This window comes from Gluconobacter sp. GP1 (assembly GCF_032913585.1).
Taxonomy (GTDB): domain Bacteria; phylum Pseudomonadota; class Alphaproteobacteria; order Acetobacterales; family Acetobacteraceae; genus Gluconobacter; species Gluconobacter cerinus.
Window position 1 is genome coordinate 273630 of the sequence record NZ_JASGXC010000003.1, and the last position, 19916, is coordinate 293545.

General features: G+C 57.1%; 21 protein-coding genes. 7 read left to right on the plus strand and 14 right to left on the minus strand.

The window, feature by feature from the left end; all coding sequences use genetic code 11:
- Positions 1-11: 11 nt before the first annotated feature.
- The 11 genes from R5H23_RS09435 to R5H23_RS09485 all read right to left on the minus strand — a co-directional run bounded on the left by R5H23_RS09435 (position 12) and on the right by R5H23_RS09485 (position 8745).
- Complete coding sequence (locus R5H23_RS09435) at positions 12-422, minus strand: hypothetical protein (RefSeq protein ID WP_099211614.1); 411 nt, start codon at positions 420-422, stop codon at positions 12-14.
- A 130-nt stretch (positions 423-552) separates the two neighbouring features.
- Positions 553-963, minus strand: coding sequence for a hypothetical protein (locus tag R5H23_RS09440; RefSeq protein WP_317215235.1), 411 nt, complete (start codon positions 961-963; stop codon positions 553-555).
- 88 nt (positions 964-1051) lie between these two features.
- Positions 1052-2476 carry a sugar porter family MFS transporter gene (locus R5H23_RS09445; protein WP_317215236.1) on the minus strand — a complete coding sequence of 475 codons (1425 nt, stop codon included), beginning with the start codon at positions 2474-2476 and terminating at the stop codon, positions 1052-1054.
- An 84-nt stretch (positions 2477-2560) separates the two neighbouring features.
- Entirely contained in the window at positions 2561-3586 is a 1026-nt protein-coding gene (locus R5H23_RS09450; RefSeq protein ID WP_317215237.1) for an asparaginase, read from the minus strand.
- 18 nt (positions 3587-3604) lie between these two features.
- On the minus strand, positions 3605-4066 hold the full coding sequence (locus R5H23_RS09455) for a hypothetical protein (RefSeq protein ID WP_317215238.1): 462 nt from the start codon (positions 4064-4066) through the stop codon (positions 3605-3607).
- 6 nt (positions 4067-4072) lie between these two features.
- Positions 4073-4612, minus strand: coding sequence for a Fur family transcriptional regulator (locus R5H23_RS09460; RefSeq protein WP_046900634.1), 540 nt, complete (start codon positions 4610-4612; stop codon positions 4073-4075).
- Between the two features lie 63 nt (positions 4613-4675).
- A complete protein-coding gene (gene ptsP, locus R5H23_RS09465) occupies positions 4676-6553 on the minus strand; it encodes a phosphoenolpyruvate--protein phosphotransferase (RefSeq protein ID WP_408874344.1) in 1878 nt (625 codons plus the stop codon).
- A complete protein-coding gene (locus R5H23_RS09470) occupies positions 6540-6824 on the minus strand; it encodes an HPr family phosphocarrier protein (protein ID WP_086633508.1) in 285 nt (94 codons plus the stop codon). Before R5H23_RS09470 ends, ptsP begins: the two co-directional genes overlap by 14 nt.
- 1 nt (position 6825) lies before the next feature.
- The gene (locus R5H23_RS09475; RefSeq protein ID WP_086633509.1) at positions 6826-7266 is read right to left on the minus strand and encodes a PTS sugar transporter subunit IIA; all 441 of its coding nucleotides are present in this window, start codon (positions 7264-7266) and stop codon (positions 6826-6828) included.
- On the minus strand, positions 7263-8231 hold the full coding sequence (gene rapZ, locus R5H23_RS09480) for an RNase adapter RapZ (RefSeq protein WP_211495539.1): 969 nt from the start codon (positions 8229-8231) through the stop codon (positions 7263-7265). Before rapZ ends, R5H23_RS09475 begins: the two co-directional genes overlap by 4 nt.
- A gap of 49 nt (positions 8232-8280) precedes the next feature.
- Positions 8281-8745 carry a serine kinase gene (locus R5H23_RS09485; RefSeq protein WP_317215242.1) on the minus strand — a complete coding sequence of 155 codons (465 nt, stop codon included), beginning with the start codon at positions 8743-8745 and terminating at the stop codon, positions 8281-8283.
- Between the two features lie 126 nt (positions 8746-8871).
- Here R5H23_RS09485 and R5H23_RS09490 point away from each other — a divergent pair, with 126 nt between their 5' ends.
- Positions 8872-9222 (plus strand): endoribonuclease L-PSP, encoded by a 351-nt coding sequence (locus tag R5H23_RS09490; protein WP_046900628.1) that lies wholly within the window; start codon positions 8872-8874, stop codon positions 9220-9222.
- Between the two features lie 172 nt (positions 9223-9394).
- Positions 9395-9778, plus strand: coding sequence for a UrcA family protein (locus tag R5H23_RS09495; RefSeq protein WP_317215243.1), 384 nt, complete (start codon positions 9395-9397; stop codon positions 9776-9778).
- 154 nt (positions 9779-9932) lie between these two features.
- On the opposite strand, the gene R5H23_RS09500 is transcribed toward R5H23_RS09495, so the two are convergent.
- Complete coding sequence (locus tag R5H23_RS09500) at positions 9933-11756, minus strand: stimulus-sensing domain-containing protein (protein WP_317215244.1); 1824 nt, start codon at positions 11754-11756, stop codon at positions 9933-9935.
- Between the two features lie 40 nt (positions 11757-11796).
- Positions 11797-12567, minus strand: coding sequence for a response regulator transcription factor (locus R5H23_RS09505; RefSeq protein WP_317215245.1), 771 nt, complete (start codon positions 12565-12567; stop codon positions 11797-11799).
- A gap of 184 nt (positions 12568-12751) precedes the next feature.
- On the opposite strand from R5H23_RS09505, the gene R5H23_RS09510 reads away from it, so the two are divergent.
- The 5 genes from R5H23_RS09510 to infC all read left to right on the plus strand — a co-directional run bounded on the left by R5H23_RS09510 (position 12752) and on the right by infC (position 18186).
- Positions 12752-13381, plus strand: a complete 630-nt coding sequence (locus R5H23_RS09510; RefSeq protein WP_317215246.1) for a nucleotide exchange factor GrpE — start codon at positions 12752-12754, stop codon at positions 13379-13381.
- 82 nt (positions 13382-13463) lie between these two features.
- Entirely contained in the window at positions 13464-14372 is a 909-nt protein-coding gene (locus tag R5H23_RS09515) for a glycosyltransferase family 9 protein (RefSeq protein WP_211503720.1), read from the plus strand.
- Positions 14369-15454 (plus strand): glycosyltransferase family 2 protein, encoded by a 1086-nt coding sequence (locus R5H23_RS09520; RefSeq protein ID WP_317215247.1) that lies wholly within the window; start codon positions 14369-14371, stop codon positions 15452-15454. The genes R5H23_RS09515 and R5H23_RS09520 overlap by 4 nt, the downstream gene beginning before the upstream one ends.
- Before the next feature lie 111 nt (positions 15455-15565).
- Positions 15566-17503: a threonine--tRNA ligase gene (thrS, locus tag R5H23_RS09525; protein WP_317215248.1), complete on the plus strand. Its 1938-nt coding sequence runs from the start codon at positions 15566-15568 to the stop codon at positions 17501-17503.
- Positions 17504-17664: 161 nt separating this feature from the next.
- Complete coding sequence (gene infC, locus R5H23_RS09530; RefSeq protein WP_046900620.1) at positions 17665-18186, plus strand: translation initiation factor IF-3; 522 nt, start codon at positions 17665-17667, stop codon at positions 18184-18186.
- A gap of 83 nt (positions 18187-18269) precedes the next feature.
- Here the strand turns inward: infC and R5H23_RS09535 are convergent, their stop codons facing one another.
- Positions 18270-19817 (minus strand): tetratricopeptide repeat protein, encoded by a 1548-nt coding sequence (locus R5H23_RS09535; RefSeq protein ID WP_317215249.1) that lies wholly within the window; start codon positions 19815-19817, stop codon positions 18270-18272.
- Between the last annotated feature and the right edge of the window lie 99 nt (positions 19818-19916).

Genomic DNA, 19916 nt, shown 5'->3' on the forward strand with positions numbered 1-19916 from the left:
TTTCTTTGGCATCAGAAGGAGTTGGATGATGCAACCGGGCGGTTCATCAATGCTGCATACATTCCACGCACGACGGCCCAGGCGGTGAGAATACCCCATGTCAGGGTCAGCCCCCACGGCACGACCATGAAGACCAGACCAAGACCACCCGTGATGGCACCAAGCCCTGCGACCATCAGGTGAATCAAGCCAATCACTGTCAGCGCAAATGCTCCATACCAGAACAGTCTGATCTGCCAGTCCAGCTGGGCACGTTTCAGGCCAGTTGCGGAGCGGCGCGCTACATGGGCGAGTGTTACGCCCACGAATGCCGTAATTCCTGTAAAGAAGCCGGCGAGATACAGCGCATAAATCAGCAGGACGTAGTCACGGCCCGTATCCTGTCGGGCGGCTCCATAACCGGACATCGTCGTGGTGTACATGAATGAACTCCTCTGGAGGATGATCCTCAACAGAAGAGCTCATGCAGAAACTGTGCCAGTTCCTGATTTTCCTATCAGTCTGCCTTGCCACTCACTGCAAGACAGACTGAGAATGGCGTAATTCGCCAGTTTATTCGCCAAGCACCCGGAAGCGATCAGGCAGTGGCCCCTGGTTCTGCGTCAGGGATCGTACGCCATAAAACAGCGACACAAGCAGAGCGATGTTCCACAGAGCAAAAATACCAATCGGAATCAGGAAGAGGAGCTGTCCTGGCCCGGAACTTCCGGGAGGTTCGGTAATGAAACAGGCGCCGAAAAGAGCAGCACACCCGATGATGAAGGCAACGTCATACCAGAACAGGCGAATGAGCCAACTCAGATGCGTTCGGACCACACCGTGGCTGGAGCCTTTCAGGACGTAAGCGAGGATCACTCCCGCCAATAGGGAAATGCCCGTGAAAAACCGGGCGATATAGAGCCCATAAACAAGGAGAACGCCTCCACGACCCGGACCTTCGGACGAGAGAGAAAAATTGGTCATGACAGCCTCCTTCAGCTGGTCCCCTTTATAGCAGAAACGTCCGACCATAGGCCGAACGTTTCTATCGGGCAGAATATGTTTCGGGAGATTAGCGGCCGAGCTTACGCAGCTTCGTGCCCTGCATCAGCCGCTTCTCGATAACGGCCAGAGACATACCCTTTGTTTCTGGCACAAACAAAATTGTCAGCAGCAAAAACAGTGCATTCAGGCCTGCGAAGAGCCAGAATGTTCCGCCTGTTCCAATGGCTTTCATAAGCGACAGGAAGCTCACACCCACAAGAAGATTGGTCATCCAGTTTGTGAAGGTTGACATCGCAATACCGAAGTCGCGGCCCCCAAGGGGCTGAATTTCCGCACAGAGAACCCACATCAGCGGGCCAGCAGACATCGCAAATCCGGCACAGAAGATCATCAGCAGGAACACGGCTGCAATCTGGGAAGACTGCGTTGTCATGCCGCCCTGAAGCAGCATGGCAAGCACGCCCATTCCAATCGCCATGACTGTAAAGCCAGCATACAGGATTGGCTTACGGCCCCATCGATCCACAAGACCAACCGCCACAAATGTTGCCAGCATGTTGACCAGGCCGATAATGGCTGTGCACCACATTTGGGAATGCGCATCGAAATGAGCCGCCGCTAGGATATTCGGGGCGTAATACATGACGATATTAATGCCTGCGAGCTGCTGCATGGCCTGCAACATGATGCCAAGAGCGACAGAACGACGGAAATTGCTGTTCGTGCGGAAAAGTTTGAAGCCTTCCTGCCTGGTTTCAAGCTGTTCACGAATGGCGCGAATTTCCTTGGCAGCCTCCAGCGGGTCATTCCGCAGATCCACGAGGATTTCACGGGCTTCCTTGTGACGTCCCTGCATAATCAGCCAGCGCGGGCTGTATGGCAGAAACAGAACGCCAATCAGAAACAGGACCGCAGGAATACCCGCGACACCAAACATCCAGCGCCAGTTTTCACTGTAGGAAAAATAGGTGTCTGACAGGAAGGCGACGAAAATTCCGACTGTCACCATCAGCTGGTAGGTCGAGACCATGGCGCCACGAGACTCTTCGCTGGCGATTTCCGACAGGTATAACGGCGCCGTAAAGGCTGAAATACCTACCGCAATCCCCATGATGACGCGGAAGAGAATGATGGATGGAAGGGACCATCCCATCGCACAGCCCAGCGTTCCAACCACGAACACTGCTGCGCCAAGAATAAGGGATCGCTTGCGGCCCAGATGATGGGAGAGCCAGCCTGCACCCAGAGCACCAGCAGCGGCACCTGCCATCATGGAACTGACGACCCATTCCAGCGCCAGCGTAGAGGCATGGAATTCCTGACCGATCAGATCCAGAGCACCCGCAACAACACCGATATCCAGACCGGACATTAACCCTGCGAGAGCGGCAATCACTCCAATGGCGATGATCTTGAACCGTGTTGGATCAAAAACAGATGTTCCACTGTTATCTGGCTGGATGGTCTCTTCGGTCCTGACCTGATCCGTCATGCTTGGCGGGTATCCTTCGCAAAAAAATGACACCCACCAGTTCTGGTGGATGCCTGAATTGTCATCTTTATAGCACGATCTCGCTTAGATCGTGAGGGCAGCCCTGATTTCACCCACCGTAACGCCCTGCCAGTTGCGCAGTGTCTGCGTCTTGGTCTCAGCGAAAATCGCATGATCTTCTGCCGTTCGGCACAGCGCTTCACCACCGAAATGATGCAGCAGAGCCGACATGGCCACTTCTGCCGCCCTGTTGGCACCGTCATCAGTCTTGATGGCGAAACCCAGTCCCTGTTCCGGCAATGCTGCGATCATGACACCTTCAGCGCCCATTTTGATGAACGCACGAGTTTCGAAATTGTTCATGACCGTTGTGTCATATCGTCCGGTTCCAGCCACCATAAACGGATGAGCTGCCACAGCCTCCCGAAGCCGCTGTGTCGCTTTGGCTCTTTCAGAAGAAAGGCCAACACCACTCCCGAACCGGGCAAAACCATGGGCAAGAGCCTTCAGAGGCACCGCATATGTTGGCATTGAGCAACCATCCGTTCCGCGGTTGGCGTCTGTATGAGGGGTCTGGGTCATGGAGGCCAGAACATCTGTCACACGGCGCTGGATCTCATGAGCGGGGTCAATATAGCCCACAGGATCCACGCCTTGGTCACAAGCCAGACAGATGAGACCGGCGTGCTTGCCGGAACAGTTGTTGTGAAGCGGGCATGCGGACTGATGCGCGGCGGCCAGGGCACGGGCCGCAGGCTCGTACGTTGGCCAATGAGTTCCACATTCCAGGGCAGCGACATCCCGTCCCACGGCGGCGAGCATGGAAGCAGCAACCTTGGCGTGCGCCTCTTCGCCATTATGAGAGGCACAGGCGAGCGCAAGAGCTTCGTCGGAAAGGCCCAGCCGATCAGCCGCTCCACTTTCGACGAGTTCAATTGCCAGCAGGGACTTGACGGTCGAACGCGGAAAGACAGCTGCATCCACATCCCCGCAGGACCAGACAACAGAGCCATCGGCATCCACAACCACGGCCCGGCCCAGATGCCGTGACTCAACCTGTTTTCCGCGCGTGACTTCCGCGAGCAATCCGGAGCCCGTGTGTGCTGTCATGTCTTTTAACCTCTGTTGTCAGCGACCTGATGGATCTTTTGCGACCAGCACATAGCACGGCCCGTGACCCTCGTGAGCCACCTCCAGCCAGGACTGGATCAACCGGCGTCGCACACGCAGAATTCCGATGTCCTGCTCGGGCGGGATATCGGCTAGAGCCAACGCGGCCAGAGATCCTTCAAGAAAAATCAACCGGTCTGCGAGGGGTAATCCGCCTTCGATAACAGCTTGTCCCTCTGCGCGGCTCATCAGGGCGTACAGAAAGGTCTCACCAGCCGGGGGACGGAACGCCTCAGCATCAAGCATGATGGCACCCACCTCTTCAGCAGTCAGGTGTGTCACTGGAGGCTGCCAGTCCAAAAGATCCGGCTGAGAGATATGCGGCGTTTTTCTTGTCCGGCGGACTTGGGGCGAAGGTGATGAGCGCTCTGGAAGAGTATCAAACGGCAGGGCGGGCGGTGGAGAACGTCTCACGCCCATGATGGGTCAGTTCCCGCTTCGAGCGCCGGTTTTCTGGCAGGCTGCGCAAACACCCTCAATTTCTACAGTCGCAGCCTCAGCCCGAAATCCAACATCCTTGGCCGCCAGCATGAGGGCCGGCACAATCGTTTCCTGTTCAAGCTCCCACGCCCGCCCACAGGATTTGCAGATCAGGAACTGAGCACGATGAACGCCCCATTCGCCATGATCGCACCCATGGTGGCAGTCTGTCGCATGGGAGCAGGCAACGAAAGCGCTCAGTCTTTCAAGCCGATGGATCAGCCCCTGTTCCAGAAGGAAATCCAGTGCACGATAGACGGTCGGAGGAGCGGCATTGGGGTGCGCTGGCCGCAAACGCGCCAGCAAATCGTAAGCACCGGACGGCTTATCGGAAGACAGGATCAGCCCAAGAACCTGACGTCGCGTCTCCGTCAGGCGTTGCCCACGGTGACGGCACCAGTCCCCAGCCCGCTCAAGACGGGAGGTGATGGATGGGGAAAAGGACAGGTCCTCCGCAGAGGAGGTCTCAAAAGACGAATCCGGCATGGTCTCTCCTATATGGCATCATGCCGACTGTTTTTCGATAGAGAGCCTTGAAGCGGACCAGAATCAGAGTGCGAAATCACAGATCAGCGACTGAATGGAAGCCAGATCTGTCTCCATCATCACATAGCGTCTGAGGTGATCACAGTCTTCCATCTTCAGCGTTCTGATCAGGCGTTTCACGCGTGGAAGAGAGGCGGAATTCATGGAAAACGACCGTAGGCCAAGCCCGATCAGCAGCGCGACAACCCGCGGGTCCGATGCCATTTCTCCACATACCGAGATAGGACGATGAGCCCGCAGGGCGGACTCTGCTGTCAAGGCAATCAACTGAAGTACGGCAGGGTGCAGCGGGCTGTAGCGGTCTGCCACCATGGAGTCCGCCCGATCCACAGCCAGCGTGTACATCGTCAGATCGTTGGTCCCGAGGGCCATAAAGTCCGCATGCTGGGCCATGGTATTGGCCGTCAGAGCTGCCGCGGGCGTTTCAATCATGATGCCTAAAGGCGGCAGCGGGTCCGGCAAAACGATCTGACGGCGCTTGAGACGGCGAGCGACCTTGTCATAAATTTCCCGCGCCTCAATCACCTCATCCGCCGAGGTTACCATCGGCAGCAAAATGCGGACCGGGCCAATGGCCGTATTGCCGTCAGCAGGTGAAGCCGCCCGCAGAATGGCGGCAAACTGCGTCTCCAGCACATCCGGAACGCGCAGAAGGAGGCGGATACCCCGCAAACCGAGCGCGGGGTTGTCTCCATCCGCCACCTGTTCCGCGAGACCCAGGCGACGCATGCAGGCCCGCCCTTTTTCACCGCCCCAATCCAGAACACGGATTGTGACCGGTCGGCCGTCCATGCCTTCAATGATAGAGCGATACGTTACTGTCTGCCCGTCTTCATCAGGCAGATCGTCCCGCTCGCCGAACAGGAATTCACTACGCAGAAGGCCAATTCCCTTGGCACCATTGCGCAACAGCATGGGCAATTCGGCCGGGAGCTCCAGATTGGCCAGAAGCTCGATGGGTTCGCCACCCTGAAGCTGGGCAGGAAGCTTTTTCAGGCGACCGAAAGTCCGCTTTTCCTTGGCTTCTTTCTGGGCAGCTTCCCGTGCCAGACGCAGCTCTGTTTCATTAGGGGACAGTGTGATGGTGCCAAGATGCCCATCCACGACAAGCATATCGCCTTCCGTGACCTGCGCCATAAGGTTTGGCACGGCCAGAATGGCTGGAATATCGAGCGCACGCAGCAAGATGGCCGTATGATCCGCGCCGCCACCGCCCTCTGTCACAACGGCGGCAATCCGGGCGGGATCAATCATCGCGACATCCGCTGGACGAAGCTGCTCCGCCACCAGCACTGACCCCGGAGGGAGGCTGGAGAATGCACGGTAAGAGACGCCCGTCAGGTTGCGGATCAACCTGCGGCCAATTTCCTCAAACTCGCCTGCCAGCCTCAGATTGGCATCCTGCTCCTGCCCGCCATTCTCCCCAGCCATGGCTTCGGCAGTTCTCAGAACCTGAAGCGCCAACGCTTCACTAACATCCGCGACCGCAGCCTCAGCGCAGAGCCCCTCTTCCTCAATCCGCATCCTGACTTGCCGCGTCAGGCGCGAGGGGCCAAGCATGCGCTCATAAACCGTCAGAAGGGTCGCGATCTCTTCGCGCCCTTCTTCAGGAAGCCCGACAAGCCTGTCGCGCATTTTTTCGATCTGGCGCAGGGCACGGGTGATGGCGCTCTGAAGCCTTGTCAGTTCTGCCTCAGAACCAATCTGGCTGTATCGCTCGACGATTTCCGGAAGGGGCAGTTCTTCCACACGCCCTGCCGGGCCAAGACCAATCGCCTGGGTAATGGCTTTGCCCTGAAGGGTCAGGGATGTGTTGGAGGCCTTGCGGGAACGGCTTCCTCTTGGACGTGGTGCCCGAAGTGGCGTTTCAGTCACGCTCACCAAATCCGTCAGAAATCAGCGCCTCGACAGCATCCAGTGCTTCAGCAGCCTGTCGGCCGTGTGACCTGAGAGTAACAGTCTCGCCTTCTCCAGCCCCCAGCATCATAAGCCCCATGATGGACAGAGCCGAGACGACGTTGCCGCCGCGCTCCACTGTGGTTTCTGCGTCAAATCGCTCGGCCGTGGTTACGAGCTTGGCGGCGGCACGGGCATGAAGCCCCAGCCGATTGACGATGGTCAGAGTGCGGGGCGAGAGAGTTGTTTCGCTCATTTTACGGGACCGGCATGACACAGGGGCGCGGCCCCCCGTGCAGACAGGGGTCAGGGAGCTGGGAAGCCACCGCGATATACTTACGCCCAGCCATGGTTGCTTTTTCGATACAGCCTTCAAGATCCAGACCAACACGGGTCTTGGCCAGCTTGACCAGCATGGGAACATTCACACCAGACACAACTTCAACATGCCCCGGTTCCCGAAGGGACAGGGCCAGATTGGACGGTGAACTTCCAAAAATATCCGTCAGGACAAGAACACCCTCGCCTGTATCAAGCTGATGCAGGAGCTTGTCCGCCTCCGGCCGCAGAAGTGCCGGGTCATCGTCATCGCCGACACCGACAATGCCAATCTGGGCCTGAGGCCCCACCACGTGCACCATCGTTTCAAGCAGAACTTCGCCCAGCCTGCCATGCGTCACCAGCATCAGACCAATCATGCAGACTTGTCCTGGACCGACGCATCATGAGGGGGAACAGCCCAGCGCCATGAGGACAGTCCTTTTCGGGCCAGCTCTCTGTGCAGGACCATCATCGGGCCAACAGGGGCGGTTCTGGGCAAAAGACGGGCCAGCTCTTCAATGATGGTTACTGAACGATGGCGACCACCGCTGCATCCAACAGCAATAGTGGCATATTTCTTGCCCTCTTCAACAAAGCGCGGGAGCACCAGATCGAGCAGGCCGTGCACATGGCTGAAGAAGGCACCGTAGGCGGGATCGGCCTTAACGTGCTGCACAACAGCCTGATCCAGCCCCGTCATGGGCTGAAGCGTGGCGTCATAGTGAGGGTTTCGTAGAAACCGAGCGTCGAACACCATATCGGCTTCGCGCGGCAAACCAGATGGATATGCAAAAGACATGAGAGCCACGGTCAGGCCATCTTTTGCGTCATTTCCAAAGCGTGTTTCGATGAGCTGACGCAATTCCGGAGCGGGCAGATCAGAGGTATCGATCACAAAATCCGCATGCGCACGCAGAGGTGCCAGCAGACGCGTTTCCTGTTCGATACCAGGAAGAACCGTTCCGCTACTGACCAGCGGATGACGACGACGGGTGGCTGTAAAACGGCGCAACAGGATTTCCGGCTCTGCTGTTGCGTAAAGGAGCTGGACCTGACTTCCCGGCAAAGCTTTCAGCTTGTCGATTTCATCCAGAACACCAGCGGCTTCAAAACCGCGGCTTCGAACGTCAATGCCAATGGCCAGACGTTCGCCACTTCGCGAAGCCAAAGCCTCGAGCAGATGCAATGGCGGATTGTCCACAACTTCGTGGCCCAGATCTTCCAGCACACGTAAAATGGATGATTTTCCGGCACCGGAAAGCCCTGTGACAATCAGGATCTGTCTGGAACCAGGACCATATCCTGCCGAAGGTTCGGACTCGGGAATATTCGCCGGTGTCATGTGCCCCACTCTAGCCCTTTTTCAAAAGAGAAGGAACTATTTCGCAGCTTCAGATTCCCGCAGTGTCGCCCCCTGCCCCCGTTACCCAGTCATACGTTCCCCGACAGGCCTGAAACGCGGCCATCACGCGGGATGAATCCCCCGGCAGACAGCCGTTTATGTGCAGAACAACAGCTCCGGTTTGTGGGTCTTTTTCCGGGGTCGGCAGGCGGTCTCCCTGCATCCCGAGTAGCACTTTGAGAATCACTCTCGCATTTGTGACAAAAGATGTCCTGAGAATCCCCACTTCACGCACCTCAAGCAGTCCTTCCAACGCAGATGGGGGGCTAACCAGCGGTCCATCCAACAGAACACGATCATCAGACACAAGCGAGAAACCGCGTTCCATCAGTTGCAGGGCGAGCATCGATTTTCCGGAGCCTGATGGACCGCACAGAAGGATCGCATCTCCGTCGTGTGCCACGCAGGACGCATAAAATGTTTCGCTTTCAGGAAACCGTTTCTGAGATGACACTGATTGCGGCCTTTTCAAGACGGGGCTAGAAGCGTTTGCGATAGATCGAGCTGTATCGCCATCAGCTCATCAAGAGTCTGGGGAGGCAACCGCAGCCTCCGATGATGAATCGGAAATACGGATCTTATGGGCGATTTTTCCAGGAATGATATTGTTACCGTTCACGGTGACGAAGTGACCTGCACGGACTTTGACGGCCTTGGACCGCAGGGAGAACGCCCGCAGCGCCTTGCCGAAGAATGCCAGGCCGCACTGAATGCGATCTCCGGCGCCCTGGCAGAACATGGATTGACCCTTGACCAGACGCGCCACGTCGCTGCGATGCTGCGTGAAGGAGATGGCTTCAGTCAGTGTCAAAGCGCACTTGGAGAAGCCCTCGCCTCAGCCAGACCGGCCCTGACGCTACGAATTGTTCAGGGCTTTCCCGATACCAATCAGCGGATCGCTCTCAGCCTGATTGCCAGCCCTTCTCCATAATGTGGTGAATTTCACCATATTATGTCTTTTTGAGCCAATTATCTGAGTTCGACCTCTAATTTTTCAGTTTTTGAATAATTTTTATCGCTGAAAACAGAGTTTGGCACGCCTTCTGCATAGTGAAAATCAGGCGACCTGATCGCCTCATCTTTCAGGCAAAAAGGCCCTCGTCATGTCTCGTATTTCCATCTCCGTCTGCACCGCTCTTGTCGCTGCACTCTCCCTCGCCCCTGTGTCACACAGCAGAGCCGCCCCCCTTCTCCCAGCTGTCGTGCCTACGACCTCCAGCCAGACCATCAGCGTTTCCGGACTGGACCTGACGTCTAAACAGGGCTGGCAAACTGCTGAAAATCGAATCGACGATGCATCGCGGGCGGTGTGCAGCATCTCGAACCCGATGGATATGGCGACGCTGGACGATGTGTCTTCCTGCGCCGAAAGAGCCCGTGAAGGCGCTTTACAGACCCTACGGGACATCCGGTCAGAACAGCGAGACAGCCATCGGGTTGGGCACGTTCTGCTTGCTGCCAAGCCTGACGCATATCCTCATGGCTAAGGATATTATTTCGCCCCTGTGCATCCTCACGCTAGCAATTCCGTTCGCCGCGACACTCCTGTTGCAGGAGGGCGGCACGGAACAACAGAAGAGTATTATCGTTACCGGAAATCAGTTTGGGCTTACCGCATATCAGCATGCCTCACTGCTCAGATCAGGGAGCCCGGGGCAATCTGACCACGAAACATGCGCCGGAGATTGCGCCAGAAGCATCCACGATGTTTTCGGCAAACAGGCTTCCCCGCAGAGCGTGGATAATCTGACGGCTGATCGCCAGACCAAGGCCGGAATGCTGCCCGAAATTCTCAGTCTGCGGCCGCTCTGAATAAAAGCGGTCAAAGACGCTTTCGAGCTTTCCTGGTGGAATTCCGGGCCCTTGATCGCTGATGGTAATTTCCACCACGCTACCTGTCCCAGGTCCGTTGCCAGCGACCTCCCGCGCACTGGCATGAAGCGCGATGATCCCATTGGGGGGCGAAAACGAGACTGCATTGCCAATCAGATTCCGCAACACCTGAACAAGACGGTCTTCGACAGCAAACGCCCGCAGCGGTGGCTCCTGATCCCGAACATCCAGACGCAGAATGGGAGCATCTTCCTTACGCGTAGTCTGGTGCATTTCGGCGAGAATGGCGAGGAGCGCCACGACCGTTACAGGTTCGGGCCGCACGCGTGAAAGCTCGGCGTCGATCCGGCTTGCATCCGAAATATCCGTAATCAAACGATCCAGCCGTTTGACGTCACTATTGATGATCCCCAGCAGACGATCCCGACGTTCTGGAATCGCAATTCTGGGAAGTGTTTCAATGGCTGACCGGATAGACGAAAGGGGGTTCTTGATTTCGTGACTGACGTCCGCCGCAAAGCGTTCGATGTCATCCATACGCGCCCACAAAGCCAAAGCACTTCCACGCAGTGAGCGCGCCAGAACACCGATCTCGTCACGTCTGGCCAGGAGGCGCTCCGGAACGAGGTCCTTGCGCCCGTCAGATTCCCTCATTTCATGTGAGGCACGCGCCAATGTCAGCAGCGGGCGAGCAATTGTCAGGGACAGATACCAGGACAGCAGGACCGTTACGATCAACGCCGCCAGCACAAGCGACAGGATGGAAGAGCGAACCGCAAACAAGGATCGATCTACTTCCGGGGCATGCCGCGTCAGCTGGATTTCCCCAACCGTCAGCCCGTCATGCACCACTGGTTCCACGACCGTCACGACCAGCTGATGATCCTTGGTCCGACGGATGAAGGGCGGCAGTTCGGACTGCGCTCTTAGCGGCTGTGCATCATGGGGACCGTCAGTTGCGGCATCTGGCGTGTCGAGTGTGACAATGCCTTCACTGGATGTGAGCGGCAGCAGCGACAGGAGCCAGTCATAAAAGGTTTCCAGCGCGTTGTTCCGCGGTGGATGCCATGTTTCTCCCTCAGGAACTGCGTCGGGCGCCACAGCTTTAGGCGGCAGTTTGGGTTCCGTCCGGCTATCCGCAACCAGCTTGCCATCCGGATCAAATAACAGGGCATGAGCATTGGGGCTTGGCTCTGTCAGGCGCGCAAGGAGCGGCCTTGCGCGGGAATCCAGAACATAATCACCGCCTGGCGCAGGCTTCCCGCCTGTTTTGGGCGCAGCACTGACGGCTGACTGCCCGATAGCAGCAGCATAAATGTGAGCCTGCTCGCGCAGGGCATTGACGTCTGTTTCGAGCAAGCCGTTCTGAAACTGGTCCAGAAACAGCAATGTCACAGCCAAAAGAGCCAAGGGCAGTATGTTCAGAAGAAGGATACGCCCCAGCAGAGGTGAGGCAAGCCTGCGCCGTTGACTGCGATCCCCGTCTCCCCCTGTTCCCACATTGAGCACACGACGGATGGACTGCCAGACACCAGCCCTGACGGCCGCCGCGCGACGACGGTCACGCCCCTGCTCAAGACGATCCGAATCCAGATCATAGGGGAGTGCATGGGCCGGCTCTCTACGACCCATGACGTACCTTCTGCCTCACAAGCAAACCCGTCACAGCGCCTCACTCATCCTTGTAACGGTATCCAATGCCATAGAGCGTTTCGATCTGATTGAAGCTGTCATCCACCTGCCGGAATTTCTTGCGAACGCGCTTGATGTGGCTGTCGATCGTCCGGTCATCGACGTAAATGTTGTCGCCATATGCCGCATCAATCAGCTGATCGCGGGACTTCACCATTCCCGGGCGCATGGCCAGCGCCTTCACCAGAAGAAACTCCGTAACCGTCAGGGCAATATCCTGACCGCCCCACAGACACTGATGTCGTGTTTCATCCAGAGAAAGCTGACCACGGACGATGGCTGAGCCCACGGTTGTGGCGCCTGCCGCTTCGGCGCGGCTGGCATCCTGCCGACGCAGCAATGCACGAATGCGTTCGATCAGCAGACGCTGGGAAAACGGCTTGGTAATGTAATCGTCAGCCCCGAGGCGCAGCCCCATGAGCTGATCCAGCTCCTCGTCTTTCGACGTCAGGAAAATGACAGGAAGGTTGGATCGGGCGCGCAGGCGCTGAAGCAGCTCCATACCGTCCATGCGCGGCATCTTGACGTCCAGCACCGCCAGGCTGACCGGGCGACTGGTGATTCCCTGAAGCGCACTTTCACCATCCGTATAGGTGTGAACGGTGAACCCTTCGGATTCGAGGGTCATCTGGACGGAAGCAAGAATGTTCCGATCGTCATCCACAAGCGCGATAATCGGTGCTGCCGCGATGCCAGAAGGCGCCTGACAGTTGGCCGATTGAGGCGGAAAGGAAGTGTGGGGCGTCTCCATATGGGGTCCGTCTGCTAAAATCTGATGCGTAGATTATCTATAACGCATGGCGCACTGTGGCGGGAAATAGGCATTTCAATGACATCCTACCACGTTGCAACCCTTGTCTTTGAGACAATCCGCGTTATCTCCTGAAGAAGAACGGGGCCATGAGTTGGCCCGTCCCACAAGATAAGGTCGTGACATGACAGACCAGAAGACTACGCCGGAAACTTTAAACGACGTGCCTGAGCAGGGCGTCGAGACCCCCGGCATGAACGAAACCGGCGGCGAAACGCTGGAAGAAACCACGCCGGAAGCGCGCATTGAGGCTCTTGAAGCCGAAGTGGCAGAACTCAAGGATCGCTGGGTCCGTTCTGAAGCAGAGAACCAGAACATCCGCGCCCGCGCCAAGCGGGATGTGGAAGACGCTCGTCAGTACGCCATTCAGAAATTTGCGCGTGACGTTGTCGAGGCAGCTGAAAATCTTCAGCGCGGCCTTGCCTCCCTTCCGACGAAGACCGAAGGCGAAGACAGCCTCATCACAAAGCTGCGTGAAGGAATTGAAGGCACGGAACGGTCCTTCATCAACATTCTGGAACGTCACGGCATCACCTGTGAAGACCCGACCGGCAAGCCGTTTGATGCCAACCTGCATCAGGCCATGGCGGAACAGCCCTCTGATCAGCATACGCCCGGCCACGTCATGCAGTCCTGGACGCCAGCATGGCTTCTGAAGGGCCGTTTGCTGAAGCCAGCCATGGTTGTTGTCGCCAAGGGAACGCCGGAAGCTGATGCAGCAAAGGCGTCTCCAGGTCTCGACACGACCGCCTGATCCCGCTCACGCAGGATTTCTTTTTGCGGAACGTCAGCTCTAATGGTTGGCGTTCCGTCAGACCCTGTTAGAAAATAGGGTCATGAGTCGCATTCTTGTCATCAAGCTCGGTGCTCTGGGCGATTTCGTTCAGGCGTTTGGGGCCTTCGCTTCGATCCGGGCCGCGTTCCCGCACGACAGCATCACCCTGCTGACGACCCCTCCCTTCGTGGAGCTGGCACAGGCGGCGCCCTGGTTCGATGACGTCACGACGGATCGTCGCCCGTCTCTGGCACACCCAGTCGCTCTGCTTCGCCTGTCGCGTGCGCTGCGCGGATTTGATCGCATTTTTGATCTCCAGACCTCCGGGCGGTCTCGCACCTATTTCCGGCTGGCAGGTAGACCACGCAACTGGTCCGGCATCTCTGACGGCTGCTGCCATCCGCATGCCAATCCGTCGCGCAATGAAATGCACACTCTGACCCGCCTTGAAGACCAGCTCCGTGCCGCCGGTCTTCAGCCCATTCCGCGAGAGGTTCCGGAATGGCTGAAGGGGCATGGGCCAGAGATTTCCGGTCGCTCCGTCGTACTTATTCCCGGAGCGGCTCCGCATCGGCCACAGAAACGCTGGCCCGTCACGCGGTTTGCAGAGATCGCTCAAGCTGTCGCTGCCCGCGGACTGACTCCCGTCATTGTAGGCTGTGCGGCCGAAAAGCCTCTTGCTGAACAGATTTTGCAGGACTGCCCGAGCGCCCTGGACCTCACAGGACAGACCAGTCTGGTTGAGCTGGCGGGCGTTCTCCACAGAGCTGACCTTGTCATTGGCAACGATACCGGTCCGATCCATCTGGCCGCGGCTATGGATCGTCCTATCATCGCCCTGTTTTCCCAAGACAGTGATCCGCGCCTGACGGCTCCCCTTTCGCTCACACCGGGACGCACAACCATTCTGGATGTTCCAGATCTGGCTCTGTTACCTGCATCACGCATAGAGGCTCTACTCCCCAGATGACAGTTATCCGTTGCGTCACGATGCAGAAGAACGAGGCCACGCTTCTTGAGCCATGGATCCTCTGGCACGGGGCCATTTTCGGCCTCTCCAATCTGACCATTGTCGACAACGGCTCTACAGACCCACACGTCAAAGATGTGCAGAAGCGTTATGAAGCGCAGGGTGTGCAGATCATCCGCAAATATCGGTCCCAAAAGGATTTTTTGCGGAAAGGTGAAATCTTCACGGACATTATCCGGGGCTGGGATGCGGAAAATGCCTGTGATTTCGCACTTCCCATGGATTGCGATGAATTTCTTGCGTTCTTCCTCGATCGCCTATCGGTGGACCCGGCGGAAATCCGCGCGCAGTTCGAGCTTCTGAAAGACGAACAGGCGACCCTGATTACCGATCGCCTTCTCTTGAACGTGCCGAATGCTCCGAGTTACTACCGCCCCCAGTCGGTCCCGAGAGCACTGTTCAAGGCTCATACGATTGTAGGACTGGATCGGGGCCTACATGCCCCGCAGACCATCTACCCAGAGCGCTGCGTGCGGACGCCCTTTGTGCATCTTCATCTGCACAATCGACCTGACTACGAAGACATCCGCCGCTTTGCCCGTCAGAAGCTCGCTCATATCGCTGGCGCCATTCCAGGGGAAAAGCCAAGAGCGGGCCAGATCACACCCGAGAACCCCAAAGAGGGATATCATCTTCGGTATTATTTTCAGGCCAGTCAGGAAGATTTCCTCCGCAGCTACCTGCACACGCCCGATATTTATGCGCCCGTCATCGCAGACCATTTCCGGGCGTTAGGCGTAGATCCTGCGCCAATCCTCGGAGATACGTCCGCGCCGCAGTTCCCAGTGCATGTTCCACAGAATTTTCTGGCTCATCGTCGACTGGAAGATGGATCACAGCACGAATACGGCCTGTTTGATCCCCTCGCCTACGCCTACGAGAATGAAGATGTGGTGAAAGATGCCTTTTATGGCATCTGGCCGCTGATCCATTACATGGACGCCGGATGGCGCGAAGGACGGCGCCCGAATGCCAACGGAATGGAGCCATTTCTGCTTCAGGCGGCAGTTCCTACCTTATAAATCCGCTTTCCGGCCGGTGCAGGGCTTGCGGCCAATCCCCGATTGAGGCCATTTACGCGTGTCTTTTTCCCGGCAGAGGGCTGCCGGGAGCAATCGCAGAGGAGCGATCCCATGCCCGCCATCACACTCCCCGACGGAAGCGTCCGCACGTTCGACGGGACCGTGACGGGCACGACTATCGCCGCCTCCATCGGCCCGGGGCTGGCAAAAGCCGCTCTGGCCATGGAGGTGAACGGCAAGCTCGTCGATCTTTCAACCGAGATTGCGGACGATGCGGCCGTCAAGTTCGTCACGAAAAAAGACGATGCCTCACTTGAGATGATCCGCCATGATGCGGCGCATGTTCTGGCAGAAGCCGTGCAGTCGCTCTGGCCGGAAACGCAGGTCACGATCGGTCCCAGCATCAAGGATGGCTTCTATTACGACTTCTCCCGTGAGAAGCCGTTCACGCCGGATGACTTCGAAGCCATCGAAGCCAAGATGCGCGAAATCGTCGCTGCCAACGCCCCTTTCACCCGTGAAGTGTGGGACCGTGACGAAGCCATTCGCTTCTTCGAAGAGAAGGGTGAGGACTTCAAGGCCGAACTGATCCGCGATCTGCCTGAAAGCGAGCAGATTTCGATCTACCGTCAGGGCGAATGGCTCGATCTCTGCCGCGGCCCGCATCTGCGCGGCACAGCAGACGTTGGCACGGCCTTCAAGCTTATGCGCGTGGCTGGTGCTTACTGGCGTGGTGACCATCGCAACCCCATGCTGACCCGCATTTACGGCACGGCCTGGCGTGACAAGAAGGAGCTGGACGCTCATCTGATGCGTCTGGAAGAAGCCGAGAAGCGCGATCATCGCCGGATTGGCCGCGAGATGGATCTCTTCCACATTCAGGAAGAAGCCGTCGGGCAGATCTTCTGGCACCACAAGGGCTGGCGTCTGTACACGGTCCTTCAGGACTACATGCGCCGCGCTCAATCCCGGAATGGCTACGAAGAAGTTCGCACACCACAGCTCGTGGACCGTGCCCTCTGGGAAGCCTCCGGTCACTGGGACAAGTACCGTGAGAACATGTTCATCGCGCAGGTTGAAGATGAGGACAAAACCCTCGCTCTGAAGCCGATGAACTGCCCGTGCCATGTGCAGATCTTCCGCCATGGCCTGCGGTCTTACCGCGAACTGCCGTTGCGTATGGCAGAGTTCGGAGCGTGCCATCGTTATGAGCCGTCCGGCTCGCTGCATGGCATTATGCGCGTTCGTGGTTTCACGCAGGATGATGCTCATATCTTCTGCACGGACGATCAGATTGCGGATGAAACCGCAAAGTTCGTGAAGATGTTGGCCGAGGTTTACACGGATCTGGGCTTCGAGAGCTTCCGCGTGAAGTTCTCGGACCGTCCGGAGACGCGCGCCGGCTCTGACGAAGTCTGGGATCGGGCCGAAGGTTCGCTCAAGAAAGCCTGCGAAATCGCTGGCGTCAAATACGAGTACAACCCTGGCGAAGGTGCCTTCTATGGCCCGAAGCTGGAGTTCGTTTTGACGGACGCCATCGGCCGTGACTGGCAGTGCGGTACGCTTCAGGTGGACTATGTTCTGCCAGAACGTCTAGATGCGTCCTATATTGGCGAAGACAGCCAGCGTCATCGCCCGGTCATGCTGCACCGCGCCATCCTGGGCAGCTTCGAGCGCTTCATCGGCATCCTGATCGAGCAGTATGCTGGCAAGTTCCCGCTCTGGCTGGCGCCGACGCAGGTTGTAGTGGCGTCCATCGTTTCCGATGCTGCTGATTACGCCAATGAGGTTGCTGCCGAACTGAAGGCAGCCGGGCTTCAGGTTGTAACCGACGTTCGCAACGACAAAATCAACGCCAAGATCCGCGAACACAGCCTTGCGCGCGTTCCGGTTATTCTGGTGGTTGGACGCCGTGAAGCAGAAGAGCGCAAAGTGGCGATGCGTCGCCTTGGCGGCGCCAATCAGGAAATCCTGGGACTCGAAGAGGCTGTAAAAACTCTCACAGCCGAGGCCACCCCACCTGATATTGCCCGGTTTTCGAAGGATTGAGCGTAATACCCTTGCGCCCGGAAGGGCGCAGGACTATGTGCAAAAGGAATGGGATCGGCAAAGATCGAAACCCGCCCCTCTTTAACGAGGCGCGGGCGTTCGGGTCAGTGCTGGTCCTTGTATGAAAATTACGACAGGAGCTGACCATAGCTAGACCGCCGATGCAGGCCGCGCCCACACGTGAGGGGCCGCGCGTCAATGAGGAAATCCGTGTTCCGCAGGTTCGTCTGATTGACGAAGAAGGCGAAATGCAAGGCGTCATGACGACCCGGGATGCTCTGATGCGTGCTTTCTCGGTTGGCCTTGACCTCCTGGAAATCAGCCCGACCGCTGTTCCCCCTGTTGTGAAGATCTTGGACTACGGCAAGTTCAAGTATGAGCAGCAGAAGAAGAAGAACGAAGCCCGCAAGAAGCAGAAGGTCGTTGAGATCAAGGAAGTGAAGGTTCGTCCCGGTACGGGCGAGCATGACTTCCAGACGAAGCTCAAGGCCATCAACTCGTTCCTGGATGATGGCGACAAGGTAAAGGTATCCCTTCGCTTCAAGGGCCGTGAAATGGCTCACCAGGAGCTGGGTGCAAAGATGATGGAGCGCATCCGCATCGAGGTCGAAGAAAAGGCCAAGGTTGAGCAGATGCCCCGTATGGAAAACCGTCAGATGCTCATGGTTATAGCTCCGCGCTAAAACCTAGGTTCTTACGAGATCCACAGGAAAAGCAGCCTTCTTCGGAAGGCTGCTTTTTTTATGCCTTTAGTCTTGGAACTCGCCTATTCGCCGGACTCATGCTGATAGCCGCGATACAAATTCATGAGCTGGACAAGAGTGAGCCGGACATCGTCAACCACACTCCCCCAATCTCCTGCCACAGGCTGACGGAAAATTCGCATATCCGGATACCAGGTGGTCTGAGTGCCTGCATCTCCCCAACGCCAGCAAGCGTCAGAGCGTGACAGCATCCAGACGGGTTTACACAGCCCACCCGCCAGATGAGCCATGGACGTATCCACCGTAATCAGAAGATCCACACCTGAGAGTCTGGCAGCGGTATCAGAGAAATCGAGAATATTTTCCGTCCCATCAACCAGTGGTAGTCCGGTTTCAGCAACTTGATGGCGGGCTGCTCCCATTTGGAAACTTACGAAACGCACGCCTTTTACTGAAAACAAAGGCCTCAATGTCTCCAGCGACATGCTGCGGCGGCGATCCGTCTGCGTCGCACGCAGATCATGAGGTCTGGGATCTCCGCTCCAGACAAGCCCGACGATAAAATCCGGAGGCTGGCAGGAACCTTGAACCTGGGCGCTGAGCTTGCCTCCCTGAGTTGCCATGTCTTCTTCTGACACAGACAGATAGGGAAACTGTCCAACAAACTCTGCCGTCAGTCCGAGCCTCACGGGAAGGCTCAGCATCGGGCAATGATAGTCGAAGCTGTCGGCAGGATCGAGAACCGAGACTACCCGGGATACGCCCGCTACACGCTGAACCAGTCGTACCAATGGAACTGGAACCTGCACCACAACTTCTGCACCCCTCTGGGCCAGTATCGGCATCAGGCGAATGAAATGCAGTGTGTCTCCATATCCCTGTTCGTGATGAACAAGAATGGTGCACCCCTTCAGGGATTCCCCTTCCCAGACTGGCGCGTCGATATCAGCCCTGACTGTTCTCGAAGAGAGCCAACGGCTTTCGTATTCCTGCCATCCTAGAAGAAAATCACCCGATTTCAGCAGAGCCGTCGCACGGCCGAAACGGATAACGGGATGATCGGGAGACCGTTGAAGCGCAGCATCGTAGAACTGCAAGGCTTCTGCAGAGCGGTTCAAACATTGGAGAATATGACCGGCGTTATTGAGAGCATTTGCATCATCGGGCTGCATTTTCAAAGCAGACTGCGCGAAACCCAGCGCCGCTTCAAACTGTCCATCGCGTGACAGAACCATACTCAGGTCGGTAGCGTACTCAGGAATAGCCGGGTCCTGCTGCACGGCAGTTTCCAGGGCTTTGATAGACCCTCCCAGATCATCTTGATGCAGCAGGGCGATGCCCAGTCGATGCCAGACCCTTGCCGCATGAGGCCTTGCTTCGAGGGCCTCGCCATAGAACAGGGATGCCTTTTCCCAGCACTGAAGACGCTCATAAACGCCACCAAGAAGAAAAAGACTTTCAGGCCTTTCTGGCAGAAGCGTTTCTGCCTCTCGCAGAACGTCGATAGCACTCTCACGCTGCCCCACTTCTTCCAGGCCGACTGCTACTCGCAAATATTCTGTGAAGGTACGACGTGTAAGCAGACAGGGGCTGGGGGAAAGTGTGGTCATTCCGACTCCTCGTCCTTTGTCTGTAAGAGGAAATTCTTAAGAATTCCTCAAACTCCATTCGTTCATCACATCGTTTCTGAGACCATATCTTTGATACGA

Excerpts from the sequence above, each read along its gene's own strand:
- R5H23_RS09435 (WP_099211614.1), bottom strand. The coding sequence starts at position 422 with ATGTACACCACGACGATGTCCGGTTATGGAGCCGCCCGACAGGATACG.
- R5H23_RS09440 (WP_317215235.1), bottom strand. The coding sequence starts at position 963 with ATGACCAATTTTTCTCTCTCGTCCGAAGGTCCGGGTCGTGGAGGCGTT.
- R5H23_RS09445 (WP_317215236.1), bottom strand. The coding sequence starts at position 2,476 with ATGACGGATCAGGTCAGGACCGAAGAGACCATCCAGCCAGATAACAGT.
- R5H23_RS09450 (WP_317215237.1), bottom strand. The coding sequence starts at position 3,586 with ATGACAGCACACACGGGCTCCGGATTGCTCGCGGAAGTCACGCGCGGA.
- R5H23_RS09455 (WP_317215238.1), bottom strand. The coding sequence starts at position 4,066 with ATGGGCGTGAGACGTTCTCCACCGCCCGCCCTGCCGTTTGATACTCTT.
- R5H23_RS09460 (WP_046900634.1), bottom strand. The coding sequence starts at position 4,612 with ATGCCGGATTCGTCTTTTGAGACCTCCTCTGCGGAGGACCTGTCCTTT.
- R5H23_RS09470 (WP_086633508.1), bottom strand. The coding sequence starts at position 6,824 with ATGAGCGAAACAACTCTCTCGCCCCGCACTCTGACCATCGTCAATCGG.
- R5H23_RS09475 (WP_086633509.1), bottom strand. The coding sequence starts at position 7,266 with ATGATTGGTCTGATGCTGGTGACGCATGGCAGGCTGGGCGAAGTTCTG.
- rapZ (WP_211495539.1), bottom strand. The coding sequence starts at position 8,231 with ATGACACCGGCGAATATTCCCGAGTCCGAACCTTCGGCAGGATATGGT.
- R5H23_RS09490 (WP_046900628.1), top strand. The coding sequence starts at position 8,872 with ATGGGCGATTTTTCCAGGAATGATATTGTTACCGTTCACGGTGACGAA.
- R5H23_RS09495 (WP_317215243.1), top strand. The coding sequence starts at position 9,395 with ATGTCTCGTATTTCCATCTCCGTCTGCACCGCTCTTGTCGCTGCACTC.
- R5H23_RS09500 (WP_317215244.1), bottom strand. The coding sequence starts at position 11,756 with ATGGGTCGTAGAGAGCCGGCCCATGCACTCCCCTATGATCTGGATTCG.
- R5H23_RS09505 (WP_317215245.1), bottom strand. The coding sequence starts at position 12,567 with ATGGAGACGCCCCACACTTCCTTTCCGCCTCAATCGGCCAACTGTCAG.
- R5H23_RS09510 (WP_317215246.1), top strand. The coding sequence starts at position 12,752 with ATGACAGACCAGAAGACTACGCCGGAAACTTTAAACGACGTGCCTGAG.
- R5H23_RS09515 (WP_211503720.1), top strand. The coding sequence starts at position 13,464 with ATGAGTCGCATTCTTGTCATCAAGCTCGGTGCTCTGGGCGATTTCGTT.
- R5H23_RS09520 (WP_317215247.1), top strand. The coding sequence starts at position 14,369 with ATGACAGTTATCCGTTGCGTCACGATGCAGAAGAACGAGGCCACGCTT.
- thrS (WP_317215248.1), top strand. The coding sequence starts at position 15,566 with ATGCCCGCCATCACACTCCCCGACGGAAGCGTCCGCACGTTCGACGGG.
- infC (WP_046900620.1), top strand. The coding sequence starts at position 17,665 with ATGCAGGCCGCGCCCACACGTGAGGGGCCGCGCGTCAATGAGGAAATC.
- R5H23_RS09535 (WP_317215249.1), bottom strand. The coding sequence starts at position 19,817 with ATGACCACACTTTCCCCCAGCCCCTGTCTGCTTACACGTCGTACCTTC.